Raw genomic sequence first — 15,510 nt, 5'->3', positions numbered from 1 at the left:
AAGTAAGATAAGATAAGTAAAATTGTGCTAGGTGTGAGGCTATTACATTAGAGTTTTCATTGCTGGACATATTATATTATTCAACACCTGTTAAGGTAATGATTCTAAAAAGTGTGCCATACATACCACTACTTGGAACTGCATTGCAGAAGGGCTCTGAAGAGAAAATACCGAGATGGGTTGCTCAAATTCTTGAAGAAAAGGGATTTGTAGAAATACTAGAAAAACCTTATAGTATTCAGGAAGTGACTAAGATAAGATTTTCTCATACTCAACAAAGACTTGGATTAAGCAAATTAGATGATTATTTCTATATCAATACTATTAACATGTTAAATAGGCTTGAGGAAAAAGCTAGAAAAGAATCAGATTTGCAAATGCTAAAAACTTTGGATAGAGCTAAAGAGGATTTCAATGAGATTTCAAATATTCGATTATCTAATATAATAAGAGCTGTACAGTTTCGCAGTTTAGAAACCATATTAAAATCTCTGAGTGTAGAAGAAAAGGTTCTTTCAATACTTATGCAGAAGACACTTATTACATGGCTTAGGAAATATACATTGTTAAGGTGATGGAGCATGGAAGAAAATATGTCAAGTGAAACAATTACAGCTGTAGTTGTTGATGCATTGCAGGAAATTGAAGAGTTTATAAAGAATTATAAAGTAGATGGCAGGCCTAAATATAGAGAACTTGTTAGAAGAATGATTCTTGAAAATAGATTTGACTTGGAAATAGATTTTAATGATATTATGAGTTATAATCCAAAATTAGCAGAGCTGCTAATAAGAAACCCTGAAAATACTATAAAAAAGTTCTCTAAGGCTTTAAGGAATGTAATTGAATATGAAGCTCCTGAATACTTAGAGAAGATTTATGAAGTTATTCCTCGTTTCAAAAATCTTCCGTTTGTATACAAGATACGTGATATTAGAAGTGATTTAGTAAATAAATTGATTGCTGTTGAAGGCATTGTTGTGAGAGCCTCACCTCCAAAGCAAAAAATTGTTGAGGCTGTTTATCAACATGAATGTGGTAATGAGGTTGTTGTGCCTGTTACTGGAGATGTTGTAGAAAAACCTGTTCTATGTCCTTATTGTCATAGATCATCTGGTAATTGGAAGCTTTTAGAGGAGAAGTCTAGGTTTAGAGACTTTCAGCGATTAGTTATTCAGGAAAAACCAGAGGAGATGCCTGCAGGGAGAATGCCAAGATCAATAGATGTTGATGTATATGACAATCTAGTTGATGTTGCAAGACCAGGTGATAGAGTTGTTGTAGTTGGTATTCTAAAGTTGAGAGGTTCTGGAAGTAGACGTGTTAAGAGTTTGTATGATTCTTATATTGAGGTGAATAACATTATTGTGTCTCAGAGAATGCTTGAAGAAATAGAGATAACAAGAGAAGATGAGGAGAAAATAAGGGAGCTAGCAAAAGATCCATTAATAAGAAGAAAGATTATTGCATCAATAGCACCTGCAATCTATGGTTTGTGGGATATAAAAGAGGCTATAGCCCTTCTACTCTTTGGTGGTGTACCCAAGGTTTTACCAGATGGTACTAGAATTCGTGGTGATATACATGTTTTGATGATAGGTGATCCAGGTACTGCAAAGTCGCAATTGCTTCAATATGTTTCACGAATAGCTCCAAGAGCAATATATACTACTGGTAAAGGTGCAACAGCAGCAGGTTTAACTGCTGCTGTTGTACGTGACAAACAAACTGGTGAATATTATTTAGAAGCAGGAGCACTTGTTCTAGCTGATGGTGGTATTGCCTGTATAGATGAAATAGACAAGATGCGTGAAGAGGATAGAGTAGCTATTCATGAAGCTATGGAGCAGCAAACAATATCTATAGCAAAAGCTGGTATAGTAGCAAGATTAAATGCTAGAACCTCTGTTTTGGCAGCTGGTAATCCAAGATATGGTCGATACTTAATAAATAGATCAATTGCTGAAAATGTTAATCTACCACCCACAATTCTTTCAAGATTTGACTTAATATTTGTAATAAGAGACGTGCCAAATATTGAAAGAGACTCGAGATTAGCAAGACATATAGCACAAGTTCATGCTGCTGAGGATATTACAAAACCTTTGATAGATGCTGACATGGTTAGAAAGTATATTGCTTATGCAAGAAAATATGTAAGGCCTGTTTTAAGTGAAGAGGCAAAGAAAATGCTAGAAGAATTCTTTGTTGAAATGAGAAAAAAGAGCTTAGAAGTTCCAGATTCTCCCATAGCAATAACTGCAAGACAATTCGAGGCATTAATACGTTTGGCAGAAGCACATGCAAAAATGGCTTTAAAACCAATCGTTGGTGAAGAAGATGCTGCAGAGGCTATCAGGCTTATGAAAAGCATGCTGGAAAGCGTTGGTATTGATGTTGAGAGTGGTGAAATAGACATAGATGTTATTATGACTGGAAAACCTAAATCTCAAAGAGATAAAATGCTCATTATTGAAAACATTATAAGAACTCTAGCTAAAGAAGAGGGGTGTGCAAAAATAAAAACAATTATTGCTAAAGCTAAAGAGCAAGACATTGAGGATAGACTTGTTGAAGAAGTTTTGACAAGGATGAGAAGAGAGGGATTAATATATGAAGCAAGAGATGGTTGCTATGCTCCTGTTATGTAATTACTATGTAAACTAAAAACAAGGTAGTTAAAATAAACTTAAAAATCTCACACAAATACAGTAGTTACAATAAAGAAATTAATGATGTTTTAAGGTAATGAAAAGTGTCAGTATGTAAGAAATATGTTGTTAGAGTTGGTGAGAAAGAGATAGAAATTGATGAAAAAGTTGTCAAGATTTTAAACATATATGTAAGAACTGAAATGAATTTAGAAAAATTAGCAGAGGAACTTGGATTAGATGGCTGGGCAGAAGCTTATGAATTTGTTAAAAAGATTCCAGCATGGATTGCATGGACACCTTCTATACTATGGCAACGCGAAATGGAGAAATGTGAAAAAGCTAGTGAAGTGAAGATTGTGAAAATTTAGCAAATAGTTTTAAATTCTGAACACCATATTCTATATCTTTCAGATATTAGTTTAGTTGGGGCCGTCGTCTAGCCTGGCTAGGATGCCAGCCTGGGGAGCTATCCCCGCATGTGCCCGGATCGCTGGTGGTCCCGGGTTCAAATCCCGGCGGCCCCACCAATGGATTAATTTTTATATTTCTATGCTAGAGAAGATAGTAATTATAGTAATTTTTTAGTAATTAGCAACTATTTTTATAACTTTTACTAAAATTTTTCTACCAATAGTTTATATGTAAGGCTATGTGGAAGATGATGAACGTATTACTAGGGCTTTTTTATGGTATTACCAAAGCAACATTTCAAAACTACTCGATATGTAATTATAGACTTAGTTTGTGTTTTAAGTTGTGTGAGTGGCAATGCCTGTAATATATCGATGTTTAAATTGTGGTGAAATATTGTATAAATTTATCAGAGCAGGACAGGATTATTATGGAATACCATCACTTTCAGAATTGAAAGTAAAAATAGGCAATCAATGTCCAAAATGTGGTAAAAAATTGCGTGAATCTATTGATTTACATGATATATTCATTTCAATAAGAAAATAATTAATTATATCACCTTATTTAATTGTTTTCTTTCAAAAACCTTTCTAAGCCAGACTATAAACGATTTTTCATCACTTATTAATACATCATGAATAGAGGAAATTCTTTTTATTTCAACTAGTCTTAATGACGATGGTGAAATCTGATTTAAAACATCTTTTATAATATCCTCTGGCTTTCTCTTTCTTTTTCTAATGCATACAAGTCTTCCATTTTCATTTACCCAAGGACCTATGACAGAATCTTTATTTTTTCTAAGAAAGTTTATAGCCTCCGGATCGTAGGCTGGAGGTCCAATCCTATATTCATAATCTCTACACTCATATAATTCTACTATAGATATGGCTTTAGTCAAGTTCGTGTCAATCCAAGAATCTATAAAGGTGCATTGAAACCCTTGTTCATTTAATGTATTTCTAATAGAATTCTGTATTCTTCGTAACTGGCCCCAGATAACATCTGGAATCTTCTTAACAATATCAAATATTATTGTGATGTAGCATAAGCCTTCTCTCAATGTCCTATCTTGAATTAGTATTGAAACATTGTTTTCACTTGGAATGCTATGGTTTTCCTCAAAGAATTTCTCTGATGGATTCTCCAGAAAAAGTCTGGCAAGTAGTTTAAACATTGAGAAATTCTTTAGGGAAAGTGCTGATGCTGCATTTCTGTTAGCATCAACAGGATCGATAACAACAAGAACATCGTTTTCAAATTTCTTTCGACACTCTTTTTCATTTTTGTAATAACCCTCAATATCTATACAGGTTTTGTATGCTCTCCACATTAGTGAATTCTTTAATGTGTTTTCAAAAGACTTGTATGCTATTATAAGTAACTCTACCAAGTATCCTGAAAATCCTTGAGTTTTTATCTCAGCTCCATATAAATTCCATAGCTTGAGAAAATATTTTAAAAGTCTAACCTCATCTTTACATTCTTCACATAACTTATGTTTAATGTAAGCAGTATGAAAAGGTGTTCTATCAACAGCTGAAATAATTTTACTTGGCTCACTTACTCTGAATGCTGGAACAATATTTATTTCGAAGCTATTATCGTATGTTACCACATATGGGTGAGATGCGTATTCTATTATAACATTATAGCCGCTATTCCTTAAACAATTCGAAGTTATTTCAATAAAATCCTTATTTAACCAATCAATGCTATACTTACTTGGATCAAATAATATGAAAATATCTATATCAACATCATTTTTTAAAAAAGTATCTTTGGCTACAGAACCTTGTAAAGTTATTTCATATGATTGCAAACCTATTTGACTATAACATGATTGAATAATCTCATGAAACTTATTATATGTTTTTATCAAAATATGTTTTATTTTCTCATCAGGTTTTATATTGGTGAGAACCTTGTTAAGTATTTCTCTCAATTTTCAAAAACCCATACGCTACAATAATTTCACTATGTGAATATCAGAGTATATAGGGCCTCTTGGTGTAAGTGTGCTTTTCTTGATTTTTATTTGAGTAACAGTTGATGTTCCAAAGAAATAATCTTTATAGTCAATGAAATATTTTTGAAGTTTTTCAACACCTCTATAGCTCTTTAATCTTGCAATTGTTATATGTGGTGAAAATTCATGTTGATCTTTATGAACATCTCTTAGACCATATCTAATAATTTCAGTATCAATGTATTTTCTTATATTAGCAAGATTCTCAAAACCTTCTACAACACCTATCCATAAAACTCTTGGTTTATTTATATTTGGAAAAGCACCAAATCCAGCAATCTTTATTTCAAAAGATTTAGTCATTTGAGAAACTTTGTTGACAATTTCTTTTATTTGCTCTAGTGAACTCAAAGATATTTCACCTAGAAATCTAATTGTTAAGTGTAGATTTTCATCTTCAACAAATTTTGCATCTAAACCAAGACTTTCTAGCTGTTTTTTCCACTTAACTATATTGCTAAGAGTAGATTCATTCTCTATCTCTACAGCTATAAACGCTCTAATACTACTCACAATAAGCACCATGGATAATTTGATAACTAAAAAGAATTAAAGCTTATATAGGCTACGGGATATAGAACAGTTACCTGTTTATAAGTGAAGGGTTAAAAGTATGCCGTGCACAGTTCAAGTCAAGGTAAAAGATCCATCAACACATTTGGAGATTATATTAGCGCCGGAAAAAGTCTATATTATAAGGAATCATTTAGGAAAAACAATAAAGATTGGTGTTTTCACAAGCCCAAAAACAGGTCAAAAATTCAGGGCGTTACTGCCAAATAGTTACAAATGTGATTAGTAATTAATTTAATGAGAGTTTAATAGCATTAGTTTATTCTTTGTATTCTTCCTCTACCTCTTCTGGTGGTAGAGGAGCTTCCTTAATTCTCTCCTCCACTTCCTCGCCGAGTTCTGACAATATAATTCTTATTTCTTTGACAGCAGGTTTAGCCATTTTCTTTACTCCTCTATGACCTGGTAAATAAACTGCTCTAACAATATTAGCTTCTTCTAAGCGCTTTACATGAGTACTTATATTCGCCTTACTCTGCCCAAGCTTATCAGCCAAATCCTCTATACCCATATCACCTTTAAAAGTTAAACCAATTATTCTTAGTCTTGTCAGAGAAGCTAAAGCACTTGCCACTTTCTCAATAAATTCTTCACCAGCCACATACATGATATCTCCCTCAATCCATATACCTCTTCGCAGCTTGCTAATACCAGACTCTTTTCCACCCCCTTCAGCAATCATTGAACTTCCACCTCTCATAAAAATAAAGTCTAAATTTATTGTTTTCTAAAAGCAGATTTAAATGTTTTGCCTTGTTTCTGTGAAAAATAAAATAGCTAGTATATTAGTTCAGCTTTGAAAATAATAGAAAATTATTGTAGCTTAGCAAAGTAATGTAGAAAGAAGCAAAAAGTATTAGTATTTCTAAAGCTCGTATATATCAACTAGTATAGAGGTGAAAGTTATTGAGTGCAAAAATTGCAGAGTTGCTATGGGTAGAGAAGTATAGGCCAAAATCATTGAAGGAAATGGTTAATCAAGAAGAAGTTGTTAAAAGACTTATGAAATTTGTTGAAGAAAAGAATATGCCTCATTTGCTTTTTGCCGGCCCTCCGGGCACAGGAAAAACAACAGCGGCTTTGGCACTAGCGCATGATCTGTATGGTGAAGATTGGAGAAGATATGTTTTGGAGCTTAATGCTAGTGATGAGAGGGGAATTACCGTTATAAGAAGTAAGGTCAAAGAATTTGCTAGAAGCAAGGTATCAGGTGATGTGCCATTCAAAATCGTTATACTTGACGAAGCTGATAACATGACAGCTGATGCTCAACAAGCTTTGAGAAGAATTATGGAAATGTATGTGGAGACTACACGATTCATATTGATAGCAAACTACGCTAGTAAAATAATTGATCCAATACAATCTCGATGTGCAGCATTTAGATTTACTCAACTTAAAAAAGAAGATGTTGTTGGAAGGTTAGAGTGGATTTGTAAGCAAGAAAATGTTACATGCCATGGCGATGGCTTAGAAGCAATATATGAGATTAGTGGAGGTGATTTAAGAAAATCAATAAATATACTTCAAGCAGCTGCGGCATTAGGCGAGGTAACAATATCCAATGTTTATAAAGTTGTTGGATTAGCTCATCCAAAGGAGATAAGAGAAATAATTAATCTTGCTCTTTCTGGAAAATTTATTGAAGCAAGAGATAGGCTGAGAGAGCTCATGGTAACATATGGTCTTAGTGGAACAGATGTTTTGAGGCAAATGCATAGAGAGATTTTCTCAGCAGATCTTAAAATACCTGAAGATTTAAGGGTTATGATTGCTGATTATATTGGAGAAATTCATTTCAGAATAGTTGAGGGATCTGATGATGAAATACAGTTAACAGCTTTGCTAGCAAGGCTAAGTCTACTTGGAAAAAGGTAATAAGATGTTTTAGGGTTGGAAAGTGTCTCAAAACCAAAACTTGAATAGAATTCCCTGGGTTATAAAGTATAGACCCAGGAAAGTAGATGATGTTGTTAACCAAGAAGAAGCAAAAGCAAAGGTTTTGGAATGGTTTAAGAAGTGGCCAAATACTCAGAAAAAAGCATTGCTTCTCTATGGTCCTCCGGGATGTGGTAAAACATCGCTTGTAGAGGCAATAGCAAATGAGTTTGGTTATGAACTCATTGAGATGAATGCTAGTGATTTTAGAAGAAAGGAGGATATTGAAAGAATTGCATTAAGGGCTTCCACAGCTCAAAGTCTTTTTAGTTCTGGAAAAAATAAGATTGTACTTCTGGATGAAGTTGATGGCATAGCAGCAAAAGAAGATGCAGGAGCTCTTGATGCTATAAAACATCTTATCGAAGTAGCAAGAATTCCCATTATAATGACTGCAAATAATCCCTGGGATCAGAAGCTTAGACCTCTGCGTGAATTAGCAGAATTTGTGCAGTTTAAGAAGCTAGGCAAAAGAGATTTAATGAAATTACTTATGCATGTATGTTCTTCAGAGAATTTAAAATGCGATGAAGATGCGCTAGACTACATTATAGAGAGGGCTGAAGGTGATGCTAGGGCTGCTATAAATGATCTTCAAGCTGTTGGCGAGGGATTTGGAGAGGTAACTCTTGAAAGAGCCAAGACATTGCTGAGACCAAGAGATAAGGAGAGGGATCCATTTGAGACCTTAAGAACAATATTTTCTGCCTCATATGCATGGCAAGCAAAAAATGCATTAAATCAATCACAACTAGATTATGATCAGTTAAAACTTTGGCTTGAGGAAAATATTCCACTTCAATATACCAATCAAAATGACATAGCAAAAGCCTATGAATTTTTAAGTAAGGCCGATGTTTATTTAGGAAGAATAGTAAGGAGTGGTGACTGGGACCTACTATCATATAGCATAGACCTTATGACTGCAGGAATAGCTGTTGCTGCTAAGAATAATCCCAAGGACAAGTTTAAATGGGTTAAATATAATTTTCCACAAAGACTGTTAATGCTTTCTAAATTAAAAGAGGTTAGAGATATTCGAGATGATGTCGCTAAAATTATTTCTCAAAATATTCATGTCTCTACATCAATAGCAAAAAATGATGTGATACCAATACTAAGAGCAATATTTTCATCAAATCCTGAATATGCAGCTAGAATAGCTCTTGCATTAGGCTTATCTGAAAAAATGATAGAGTTGTTGGCTGGTACAAATAAAGCTGCTATTATCAGTTACTACAGAAAGTATAAAGAGGCTATGGAGAAAGAAGCTAGAGCAAGGCTAGAGGAAACAATACATAGAGAAAAAAACAAGAAAGAGAAGCCGAAACATGAAGAGAAAAAAGAGAAAAGAGATTTGCTTTCATTTTCTAAAAAGAGCTAGATTCTCTAGCATTACAACATTATTTAAATAGCATGTTCATTATCATCGCAACATACTCATTTTTATCATTTAATTTAATTAATCTAACTCTACCCATTCTAATTTCTCGTACCATATCAAAAGACTTCATTAATTCAATACATTTCATAATGTGGTTGTAATTGCTATTAAGCTTTGACACAAGAGAGGTGATATTAATTGTTTTTGAATCAATGGAGCTTAATAATGCTATTATATTCCATATACATGGTTTTCCAAATACATCAATTTTCTTTTTGACATCTTCAGGAATTGTTATAGTAATTCTCTGAAACAATTCCATGAATTTAGATCCCTAAAATTACTGAGTAGTATTTATAATGTTAGGTGCTTGCTTCTTCTAAAACTCTTTTATCAATTAATTCATCAATTCTTTTTTCAAATGGTTCTAGAGGTATGGGTAAGGATATTAATGTAGTTCTACCCCTAAGTCCTTTGCTAGATGTTCTAGAATTTATAATACCCATGTTCTTTAATGTACGAACATATTCATATACTTGTGTATGTTTTCTTGGTTTTATGTTGTATAGTTGACATAGATATCTATACTCTTCTTCTACATCACCCATTTTAACATAAGCCTCACTACTTTTCTTCAATCTTCTTACTATGGCCTTTAACACAATGAGTTCATGAAGCTGAAGAAACTGCAAATTATCTGATATTTCAACAAGTAACTCCTCATTTATTTCACCAATAGCTTTTCTAACATGCTCTAAGAAAACTTTTTGAGAACCCTCATAATCTGCTGCAATACCTGCTCTTAAGAGAATTTCTATTGCAGCACGAGCATTGCCTTTTCCACCTCTATCATATCCTTCAACATCAGCTATAAACTTTAGTATACCATCATCTACAGTATTTTCATAAAATGCCAAATCCCTTCTTTGTTTAAGAATATCAAATAACTCACTTGCTTTATAAGGCTCAAATTTAATTATGTGTTTTGTTATGTAACTTTCTGTTGCTGGATCTAATATTCCTAGAACATCAAGGTTTCTTGTAATAAATATATAGTGTAGCCTTTTCTCAGCTTCTGGATATTCATCATAAAGTCTTACTAGAAAGTATATAGCATCGTTGCCAGCAACACGAACAAAGTATCCAAACTCATCTAATGCTATGAGAGCATACATATCATTTTTCTTCATATGATTCAAAATTATTAACATCATCTCCCTTGGTGACAATCCTCTAAATGGTATAGTTAAACTAAATGATGCAGCAATGCTTTGCACAACACCATACAATGTTCTAGCGCTGTGGCAATTCACATGAACATATTTCAACTTAATACCCTTTCTCTCAGCAATTTTTGTCAATTCTCTACCAAATACATATGATGTAACAGTTTTTCCTACACCAACATCTCCAATTAAAAGTGCAGTAATTGAAACTGTGCCAGGAGATGTAATAATAGGTTTAAATAGTTCAGCAAGCATAGCTAGTTGATTCTCTCTATGAGGAAGATTATCAGGAATATAAGATCTATCAAGAACACTTCTATTCTTAAACACAGATACTCTATTTATTACACTTTCGACTATGTTATTTATACTCATTAATACTTACACCCATGTCTAATACACTATATCTAAATAGTATAAAAATGTTTCAGTTTATGCATTTCCTAACGCATACAAAAATTTTGAAACCAAAATAACCTAAGATTTTATAATATTTCTCAATTGCTTTAAATATTCTTCTTCAAGGCTATTGTCTCAACCCTTTTTCAAATCTATAGATTTGTCTTATTACAACTGAAGGCCTCGCCTTTAGGGTGGGATGAAAACTTGTAAGTTTTGTGTTTCACATCTTTCTAGTGATGATGAATACTTGTAGTGTTTGGTATTTGGTGATGGGTTGCTCCCAAGAACTGGATGCGGGGTTAGCAATACAGAGTATTCAGATGGGGGAAGCTCTGGCCCTCCCAACTGCTCAGCAGATGATAGATGTGAAAACGAATAGATGCTGGGAACCGATGAACTGCCCTAAGGAAACCTTTGTCTTTCAGAGCGGGGAGGAGGTCAGATTCAGCATGAATAATACCTGAATGGTAAGAGACAAAGCTTCGAAATGAGATTAATGTAGTGAAGGAAGTTGAGTTATTCCTAGGCACTTCTTTAATGAATGGTGAAATCAGAGATGTAGAAAGGAAGGCTAAATGAGAGATGGAAATTGAAGTGTTTAAAAGTAGTTAAAAGAGAGGTGTTGTTTTAACTTTGACCTTCATTTAACACAATATAACTATAAAAATTGAGATGCGAAATGATTAAAAATTTGATACAGAAATATAGTATTACGGTTGTTAAATGAATAATATGAGATGATGAATCCCTCGGCTATATATAATTGATAAGTAAAATGATTGAATGGACTACCCACTGAAAAGCTCAAAATTAATTTTTTAACTCTGTTTTCCATATTATCCTTGTTAAATCAGATAAGTGGTGAGATATAATCATGTCATTCATGCCTGCTGCAATGGGTTATGATAGAGCATTAACAATATTTTCACCTGATGGCAAATTATATCAAGTTGAGTATGCTGCTGAAGCTGTTAGAAGAGGATGGACATCTCTAGGAATAAAGTCAGAATATGGTGTTGTTTTAATTGCTGAGAAGAGAAAGGTTGCACCACTTCATAATGTAGTTGATCTTGAAAAAGTTTTCATAGTTGATTCACATGTTGGAGCAACGTTTTCAGGTCTTGGTCATGATGGAAGAGTTTTGATAGATTATGCAAGGCTTTTAGCTGTAAGGCATAGATTAACATTTGATGAGCCCATAGATGTTGAACTTTTAGCAAGAACAATATGTGATATAAAACAAGCATATACTCAACAAGGTGGTGTAAGGCCTTTCGGAGTTTCCATAATATTTGGTGGTGTTGATAGAAAGGGTGTTGAGCTTATTAAAACCGAGCCAAGTGGGCTTTATTTCAAATACTATGGTGTAGCAGCAGGGGCTGGGGAACAAACTGTTTCAAGTTATCTTGAGAAACACTACAATCCAAAACTATCTATTGAGGAAATGATAATACTAGGACTAAGAGCATTGAGAGCATCTCTTGAAGAGCCTCTGAAGGTAGATAGAGTTGAGATTGGTGTAGCAGATGTAAATTCAAAGACATTTAGGAAGCTATCCCTTGAGGAGGTGCAAAGCTTTTTAGAAAAAGCAGGTGTAACTACGTGAGTAAAAAAGAATATGTTATTGCGAGACTTGTTGTGAAAGGGAAAAGGTTTGAAGTTCTTGTAGATCCCGAAAAAGCTTATCGATATAAAGAAGGCGAAAAAATAAGTATTGAGGAGGTTGTTGTAGGAGACTACATATATAAAGATGCAAAAAAAGGTTTAAAAGCATCTCCATCAGAATTACAAGAGGTTTTCGGAACTGATGATGTATATAAAATTTCTGCTGAAATTGTAAAGAATGGCGAGCTTCAACTAACAACCGAGCAAAGAAGAAAACTTTTAGAAATGAAAAGAAAGCAGATAATTTACTACATTGCGAGATCAGCTATAGATCCCAAAACAAAAACGCCAATACCACCAACACGTATAGAAAAAGCAATGGAGGAAGCAAAGGTTAGTGTAGACTTGTATAAATCTGTTGAAGAGCAGGTAGCAGATATTGTAAAGGCTATTTCAAAAATTATTCCAATTAGAATAGCAAAAGCACTTGTAGAAATCGTGATTCCAGCAGAGTATGCCTCTAAAGTAGCTGGTCAGATAATGAAACTTGGTGAAGTGAAGAAGAGTAATTGGTTAGCAAATGGATCTTTAGTTGTTCAACTTGAAATACCTGCTGGAATGCAAAACGAGCTTATAGATAAGGTAAATGATATTTCAAAAGGTAATGCATCTATTAGGGTGTTGAATATTGTCTAGCTCCATTCAAAGAGTAATAAGATTGCCAGGAGATCAAATTATTGTTGATAAAAATGTTTCTATTGAAGGTTCAAACATAAATATTTCCCTTTATAAGTTAAGTGAAAACATATATGTTATTACAACAGTTTCTCTTCAGGATATTGGAGAAGATGATAAGAAGATCAGAATAATTCCTTTGAAAGGTCGTTATATACCAAAGGAAGGAGATATTGTAATAGGTATAGTAACTGATGTAACACTTTCTTCATGGCTTGTTGATATAAAGTCACCTTATTTAGCAATCTTAAATGCCTCGGATTATATTGGAAAATCATTTAATCCCTCATCTGAAAATATTCGCAAATATCTTGATGTAGGTGATGTTGTAATAGCCAAAATAGCGCAATTCGATAGAACAAGGTTACCAATATTAACAGTACAAGACAAAGGCTTGGGAAAAGTAGTTAGTGGATCACTCATTGAAATAGAGCCTATTAAGGTTGGAAGAGTTATAGGTAAGAAAAGGTCTATGATAACAATGCTTTCAGAGCAAACAAAATGTGAATTTGTTGTAGGTGTAAATGGTAGAATATTGCTTAGATGTCCAGATCCAGAACTAGAGTATGTTGCAATTCTAGCTATAAAAAAGATTGAAGCAGAGGCGCATACAACAGGATTAACTGAAAGAATAAAAGAGTTTATTTTAAATGAGAAAGTGAAGAGAGGGTTAATAAAATTTGAAGGGTAGTAAACCTCAGTTAATAGCTGAAGGAAAAAGAATAGATGGTAGAGGTCCTGCAGATTTAAGGCAAATAAGAATGGAAGTTGGAGTTTTGAAAAACGCTGATGGATCTGCAATAGTTGAGATTGGCAATACAAAGGTTTTAGCAGCTGTTTATGGACCTAGAGAAGTTGTGCCAAGACATGAAGAACAAGTTGATAGGGCTATAATAAGATGTCGATATAGAATGTTATCATTTTCAACAATGGGTGAAAGAAAAAGTCCTGCACCAAGTAGGCGCGAAATAGAGCTTTCGAAGGTTATTAGAGAGGCTTTAGAACCAGCAATAATCAGTTCTCAATTCCCAAGAACAGCTATAGATATATTTGTAGAGGTTTTGAATGCTGATGGAGGAACTAGAACAGCTGGAATAACAGCTGCTTCACTAGCTTTAGCAGATGCTGGAATACCTATGATAGATCTTGTAGCTGCCGTTGCTGTGGGTAAGGTTGATGGTGTTATTGTTCTGGATTTGAATGAAATTGAGGATATGTATGGAGAAGCAGATATGCCTGTTGCTGCAATGCCATCAATGGGAAAAATAACCATGATTCAGTTGAACGGTGTTTTAACTCCAGAAGAATTCAGATATGCTTTAAGACTTGCTCTTGATGGTATTAACAAGATATATTCTCTACAAAAAGAAACGTTGAAAAAGAAATTTGTTGAAGTAGAAGAGTAGTTAGGTAAGGTGAATAATTATGTCATCAACTCCTGAAACATCAATCATACCAAAAATAAAGATGAATGCAATTTTGAATGTATTGGCAAAGGGTTATCACATAGATAAAAGACCTTTGCTAAGCTATAGACAAATTGATGTTATTAAAAACATTTCTCCCAATGCTGACTCCTCTGTACTTGTAAAGCTTGGCTATACTCAAGTATTGGCTGGAGTAAAGATTGAAGTAGGTCAGCCATTTCCAGATAACCCAGAAGAAGGTGTGCTAATAGTTAATGCAGAGTATATTCCTGCAGCATCACCAACATTTGAGCCAGGACCTCCAGACGAAAATGCAATTGAACTTGCAAGAGTTATAGATAGATCAATTAGAGAATCAAAGGCTGTGGCTTTAGATAAACTTGTCTTAGTTCCTGGAAGGAAAGTGTGGGTTGTGTGGCTAGATATATATATTCTAGATCATGATGGTAACCTCATAGATGCTTCGATGATAGCATCAATTATCGCATTAGCTAAGGCCAGAATTCCATACTATGAAATTGATCAGGTTACAGGTAATGTGAAAATTGATAGAAGTAAATCAGCTGGTTTATTGCCTCTAAATAAGCTTGTATCTTCAGTAACAATATATAAGATAGGTGATGTGTTAGTAGTTGATCCTACAGCAGAAGAGGAGGCTATTGCAAGCGCAAGCTTAACAATAGCAATAAGTGAAGATGGTAATATAGTTGGTATGCAAAAAAGAGGTTTAGGAACATTTACGGAAAAAGAAATAGAGCAAGCATTAGAAATTTCTCTTAATAGAGGTAAAGAAATAATAGAAACTATAAAAAAGTTTTTATCATAAAAACAGAGATAAAGCTTTTATTCTTAAGCAGATATAGTGATTGCAGATAGGTGTATTGAAAATGGGAAGATTGAAGGTTGTTGGCATAGCAGGAAGATTTGGTGCAAGATACGGATCTAGCTTAAGAAAGAAATGGAAAGAGGTTATGGAGAGAAGATATGCTGAATATCAATGTCCATATTGTGGGGCTATAACAATGCTAAAAAGAATTGCCTTTGGCATATGGCAATGCCCAAAATGCAATAACAAATGGGCTGGTGCAGCATACACCCCCTGGACAATAGAAAAGTAGTAAAA

18 protein-coding genes and 1 tRNA gene are annotated in these 15,510 nt (G+C 33.8%); 14 read left to right on the top strand and 5 right to left on the bottom strand.

The window, feature by feature from the left end; translation table 11 throughout:
- The first annotated feature begins 59 nt into the window (after window positions 1-59).
- From QPL79_RS02750 to QPL79_RS02730, 5 genes are all read left to right on the top strand, one after another.
- On the top strand, window positions 60-575 hold the full coding sequence (locus QPL79_RS02750; protein WP_285273249.1) for a DNA replication complex GINS family protein: 516 nt from the start codon (window positions 60-62) through the stop codon (window positions 573-575).
- A gap of 18 nt (window positions 576-593) precedes the next feature.
- Window positions 594-2,651, top strand: a complete 2,058-nt coding sequence (gene mcm, locus QPL79_RS02745) for a minichromosome maintenance protein MCM (RefSeq protein ID WP_285273406.1) — start codon at window positions 594-596, stop codon at window positions 2,649-2,651.
- 104 nt (window positions 2,652-2,755) lie between these two features.
- Window positions 2,756-3,022: a hypothetical protein gene (locus QPL79_RS02740; RefSeq protein WP_285273248.1), complete on the top strand. Its 267-nt coding sequence runs from the start codon at window positions 2,756-2,758 to the stop codon at window positions 3,020-3,022.
- Between the two features lie 57 nt (window positions 3,023-3,079).
- A tRNA-Pro gene (locus QPL79_RS02735) sits at window positions 3,080-3,181 on the top strand.
- A 241-nt stretch (window positions 3,182-3,422) separates the two neighbouring features.
- The gene (locus QPL79_RS02730) at window positions 3,423-3,614 is read left to right on the top strand and encodes a hypothetical protein (protein WP_285273247.1); all 192 of its coding nucleotides are present in this window, start codon (window positions 3,423-3,425) and stop codon (window positions 3,612-3,614) included.
- 4 nt (window positions 3,615-3,618) lie between these two features.
- On the opposite strand, the gene cca is transcribed toward QPL79_RS02730, so the two are convergent.
- On the bottom strand, window positions 3,619-5,013 hold the full coding sequence (cca, locus tag QPL79_RS02725; RefSeq protein ID WP_285273246.1) for a CCA tRNA nucleotidyltransferase: 1,395 nt from the start codon (window positions 5,011-5,013) through the stop codon (window positions 3,619-3,621).
- 18 nt (window positions 5,014-5,031) lie between these two features.
- Window positions 5,032-5,610 (bottom strand): RNA 2',3'-cyclic phosphodiesterase, encoded by a 579-nt coding sequence (gene thpR / locus QPL79_RS02720; protein ID WP_285273245.1) that lies wholly within the window; start codon window positions 5,608-5,610, stop codon window positions 5,032-5,034.
- Between the two features lie 100 nt (window positions 5,611-5,710).
- Between thpR and QPL79_RS02715 the strand changes: the two genes are divergently transcribed.
- On the top strand, window positions 5,711-5,896 hold the full coding sequence (locus QPL79_RS02715; protein WP_285273244.1) for a chromatin protein Cren7: 186 nt from the start codon (window positions 5,711-5,713) through the stop codon (window positions 5,894-5,896).
- Window positions 5,897-5,929: 33 nt separating this feature from the next.
- On the opposite strand, the gene QPL79_RS02710 is transcribed toward QPL79_RS02715, so the two are convergent.
- The gene (locus tag QPL79_RS02710) at window positions 5,930-6,352 is read right to left on the bottom strand and encodes an ArsR/SmtB family transcription factor (RefSeq protein WP_285273243.1); all 423 of its coding nucleotides are present in this window, start codon (window positions 6,350-6,352) and stop codon (window positions 5,930-5,932) included.
- A 224-nt stretch (window positions 6,353-6,576) separates the two neighbouring features.
- Here QPL79_RS02710 and QPL79_RS02705 point away from each other — a divergent pair, with 224 nt between their 5' ends.
- A complete protein-coding gene (locus tag QPL79_RS02705) occupies window positions 6,577-7,548 on the top strand; it encodes a replication factor C small subunit (protein WP_285273242.1) in 972 nt (323 codons plus the stop codon).
- Between the two features lie 22 nt (window positions 7,549-7,570).
- Window positions 7,571-8,992 carry a replication factor C large subunit gene (locus QPL79_RS02700; protein ID WP_285273241.1) on the top strand — a complete coding sequence of 474 codons (1,422 nt, stop codon included), beginning with the start codon at window positions 7,571-7,573 and terminating at the stop codon, window positions 8,990-8,992.
- Between the two features lie 19 nt (window positions 8,993-9,011).
- Here the strand turns inward: QPL79_RS02700 and QPL79_RS02695 are convergent, their stop codons facing one another.
- Window positions 9,012-9,314, bottom strand: a complete 303-nt coding sequence (locus QPL79_RS02695; protein ID WP_285273240.1) for a hypothetical protein — start codon at window positions 9,312-9,314, stop codon at window positions 9,012-9,014.
- Between the two features lie 40 nt (window positions 9,315-9,354).
- Window positions 9,355-10,593, bottom strand: coding sequence for an ORC1-type DNA replication protein (locus QPL79_RS02690; RefSeq protein WP_285273239.1), 1,239 nt, complete (start codon window positions 10,591-10,593; stop codon window positions 9,355-9,357).
- Window positions 10,594-11,494: 901 nt separating this feature from the next.
- Between QPL79_RS02690 and psmA the strand changes: the two genes are divergently transcribed.
- From psmA to QPL79_RS02660, 6 genes are all read left to right on the top strand, one after another.
- On the top strand, window positions 11,495-12,226 hold the full coding sequence (gene psmA / locus QPL79_RS02685; RefSeq protein ID WP_285273238.1) for an archaeal proteasome endopeptidase complex subunit alpha: 732 nt from the start codon (window positions 11,495-11,497) through the stop codon (window positions 12,224-12,226).
- A complete protein-coding gene (locus QPL79_RS02680; protein WP_285273237.1) occupies window positions 12,223-12,921 on the top strand; it encodes a ribosome assembly factor SBDS in 699 nt (232 codons plus the stop codon). The genes psmA and QPL79_RS02680 overlap by 4 nt, the downstream gene beginning before the upstream one ends.
- Window positions 12,914-13,651 (top strand): exosome complex RNA-binding protein Rrp4, encoded by a 738-nt coding sequence (gene rrp4 / locus QPL79_RS02675; protein WP_285273236.1) that lies wholly within the window; start codon window positions 12,914-12,916, stop codon window positions 13,649-13,651. Before QPL79_RS02680 ends, rrp4 begins: the two co-directional genes overlap by 8 nt.
- Window positions 13,641-14,366: an exosome complex exonuclease Rrp41 gene (gene rrp41 / locus QPL79_RS02670; RefSeq protein ID WP_285273235.1), complete on the top strand. Its 726-nt coding sequence runs from the start codon at window positions 13,641-13,643 to the stop codon at window positions 14,364-14,366. Before rrp4 ends, rrp41 begins: the two co-directional genes overlap by 11 nt.
- A 19-nt stretch (window positions 14,367-14,385) precedes the next feature.
- A complete protein-coding gene (rrp42, locus tag QPL79_RS02665) occupies window positions 14,386-15,213 on the top strand; it encodes an exosome complex protein Rrp42 (RefSeq protein ID WP_285273234.1) in 828 nt (275 codons plus the stop codon).
- A 61-nt stretch (window positions 15,214-15,274) separates the two neighbouring features.
- Complete coding sequence (locus QPL79_RS02660; RefSeq protein WP_285273233.1) at window positions 15,275-15,505, top strand: 50S ribosomal protein L37ae; 231 nt, start codon at window positions 15,275-15,277, stop codon at window positions 15,503-15,505.
- Window positions 15,506-15,510: the final 5 nt, after the last annotated feature.

Source organism: Ignisphaera cupida (assembly GCF_030186535.1).
Classification (GTDB): Archaea; Thermoproteota; Thermoprotei_A; order Sulfolobales; family Ignisphaeraceae; genus Ignisphaera; species Ignisphaera cupida.
This window is presented reverse-complemented; position numbering and strand designations above follow the sequence as displayed.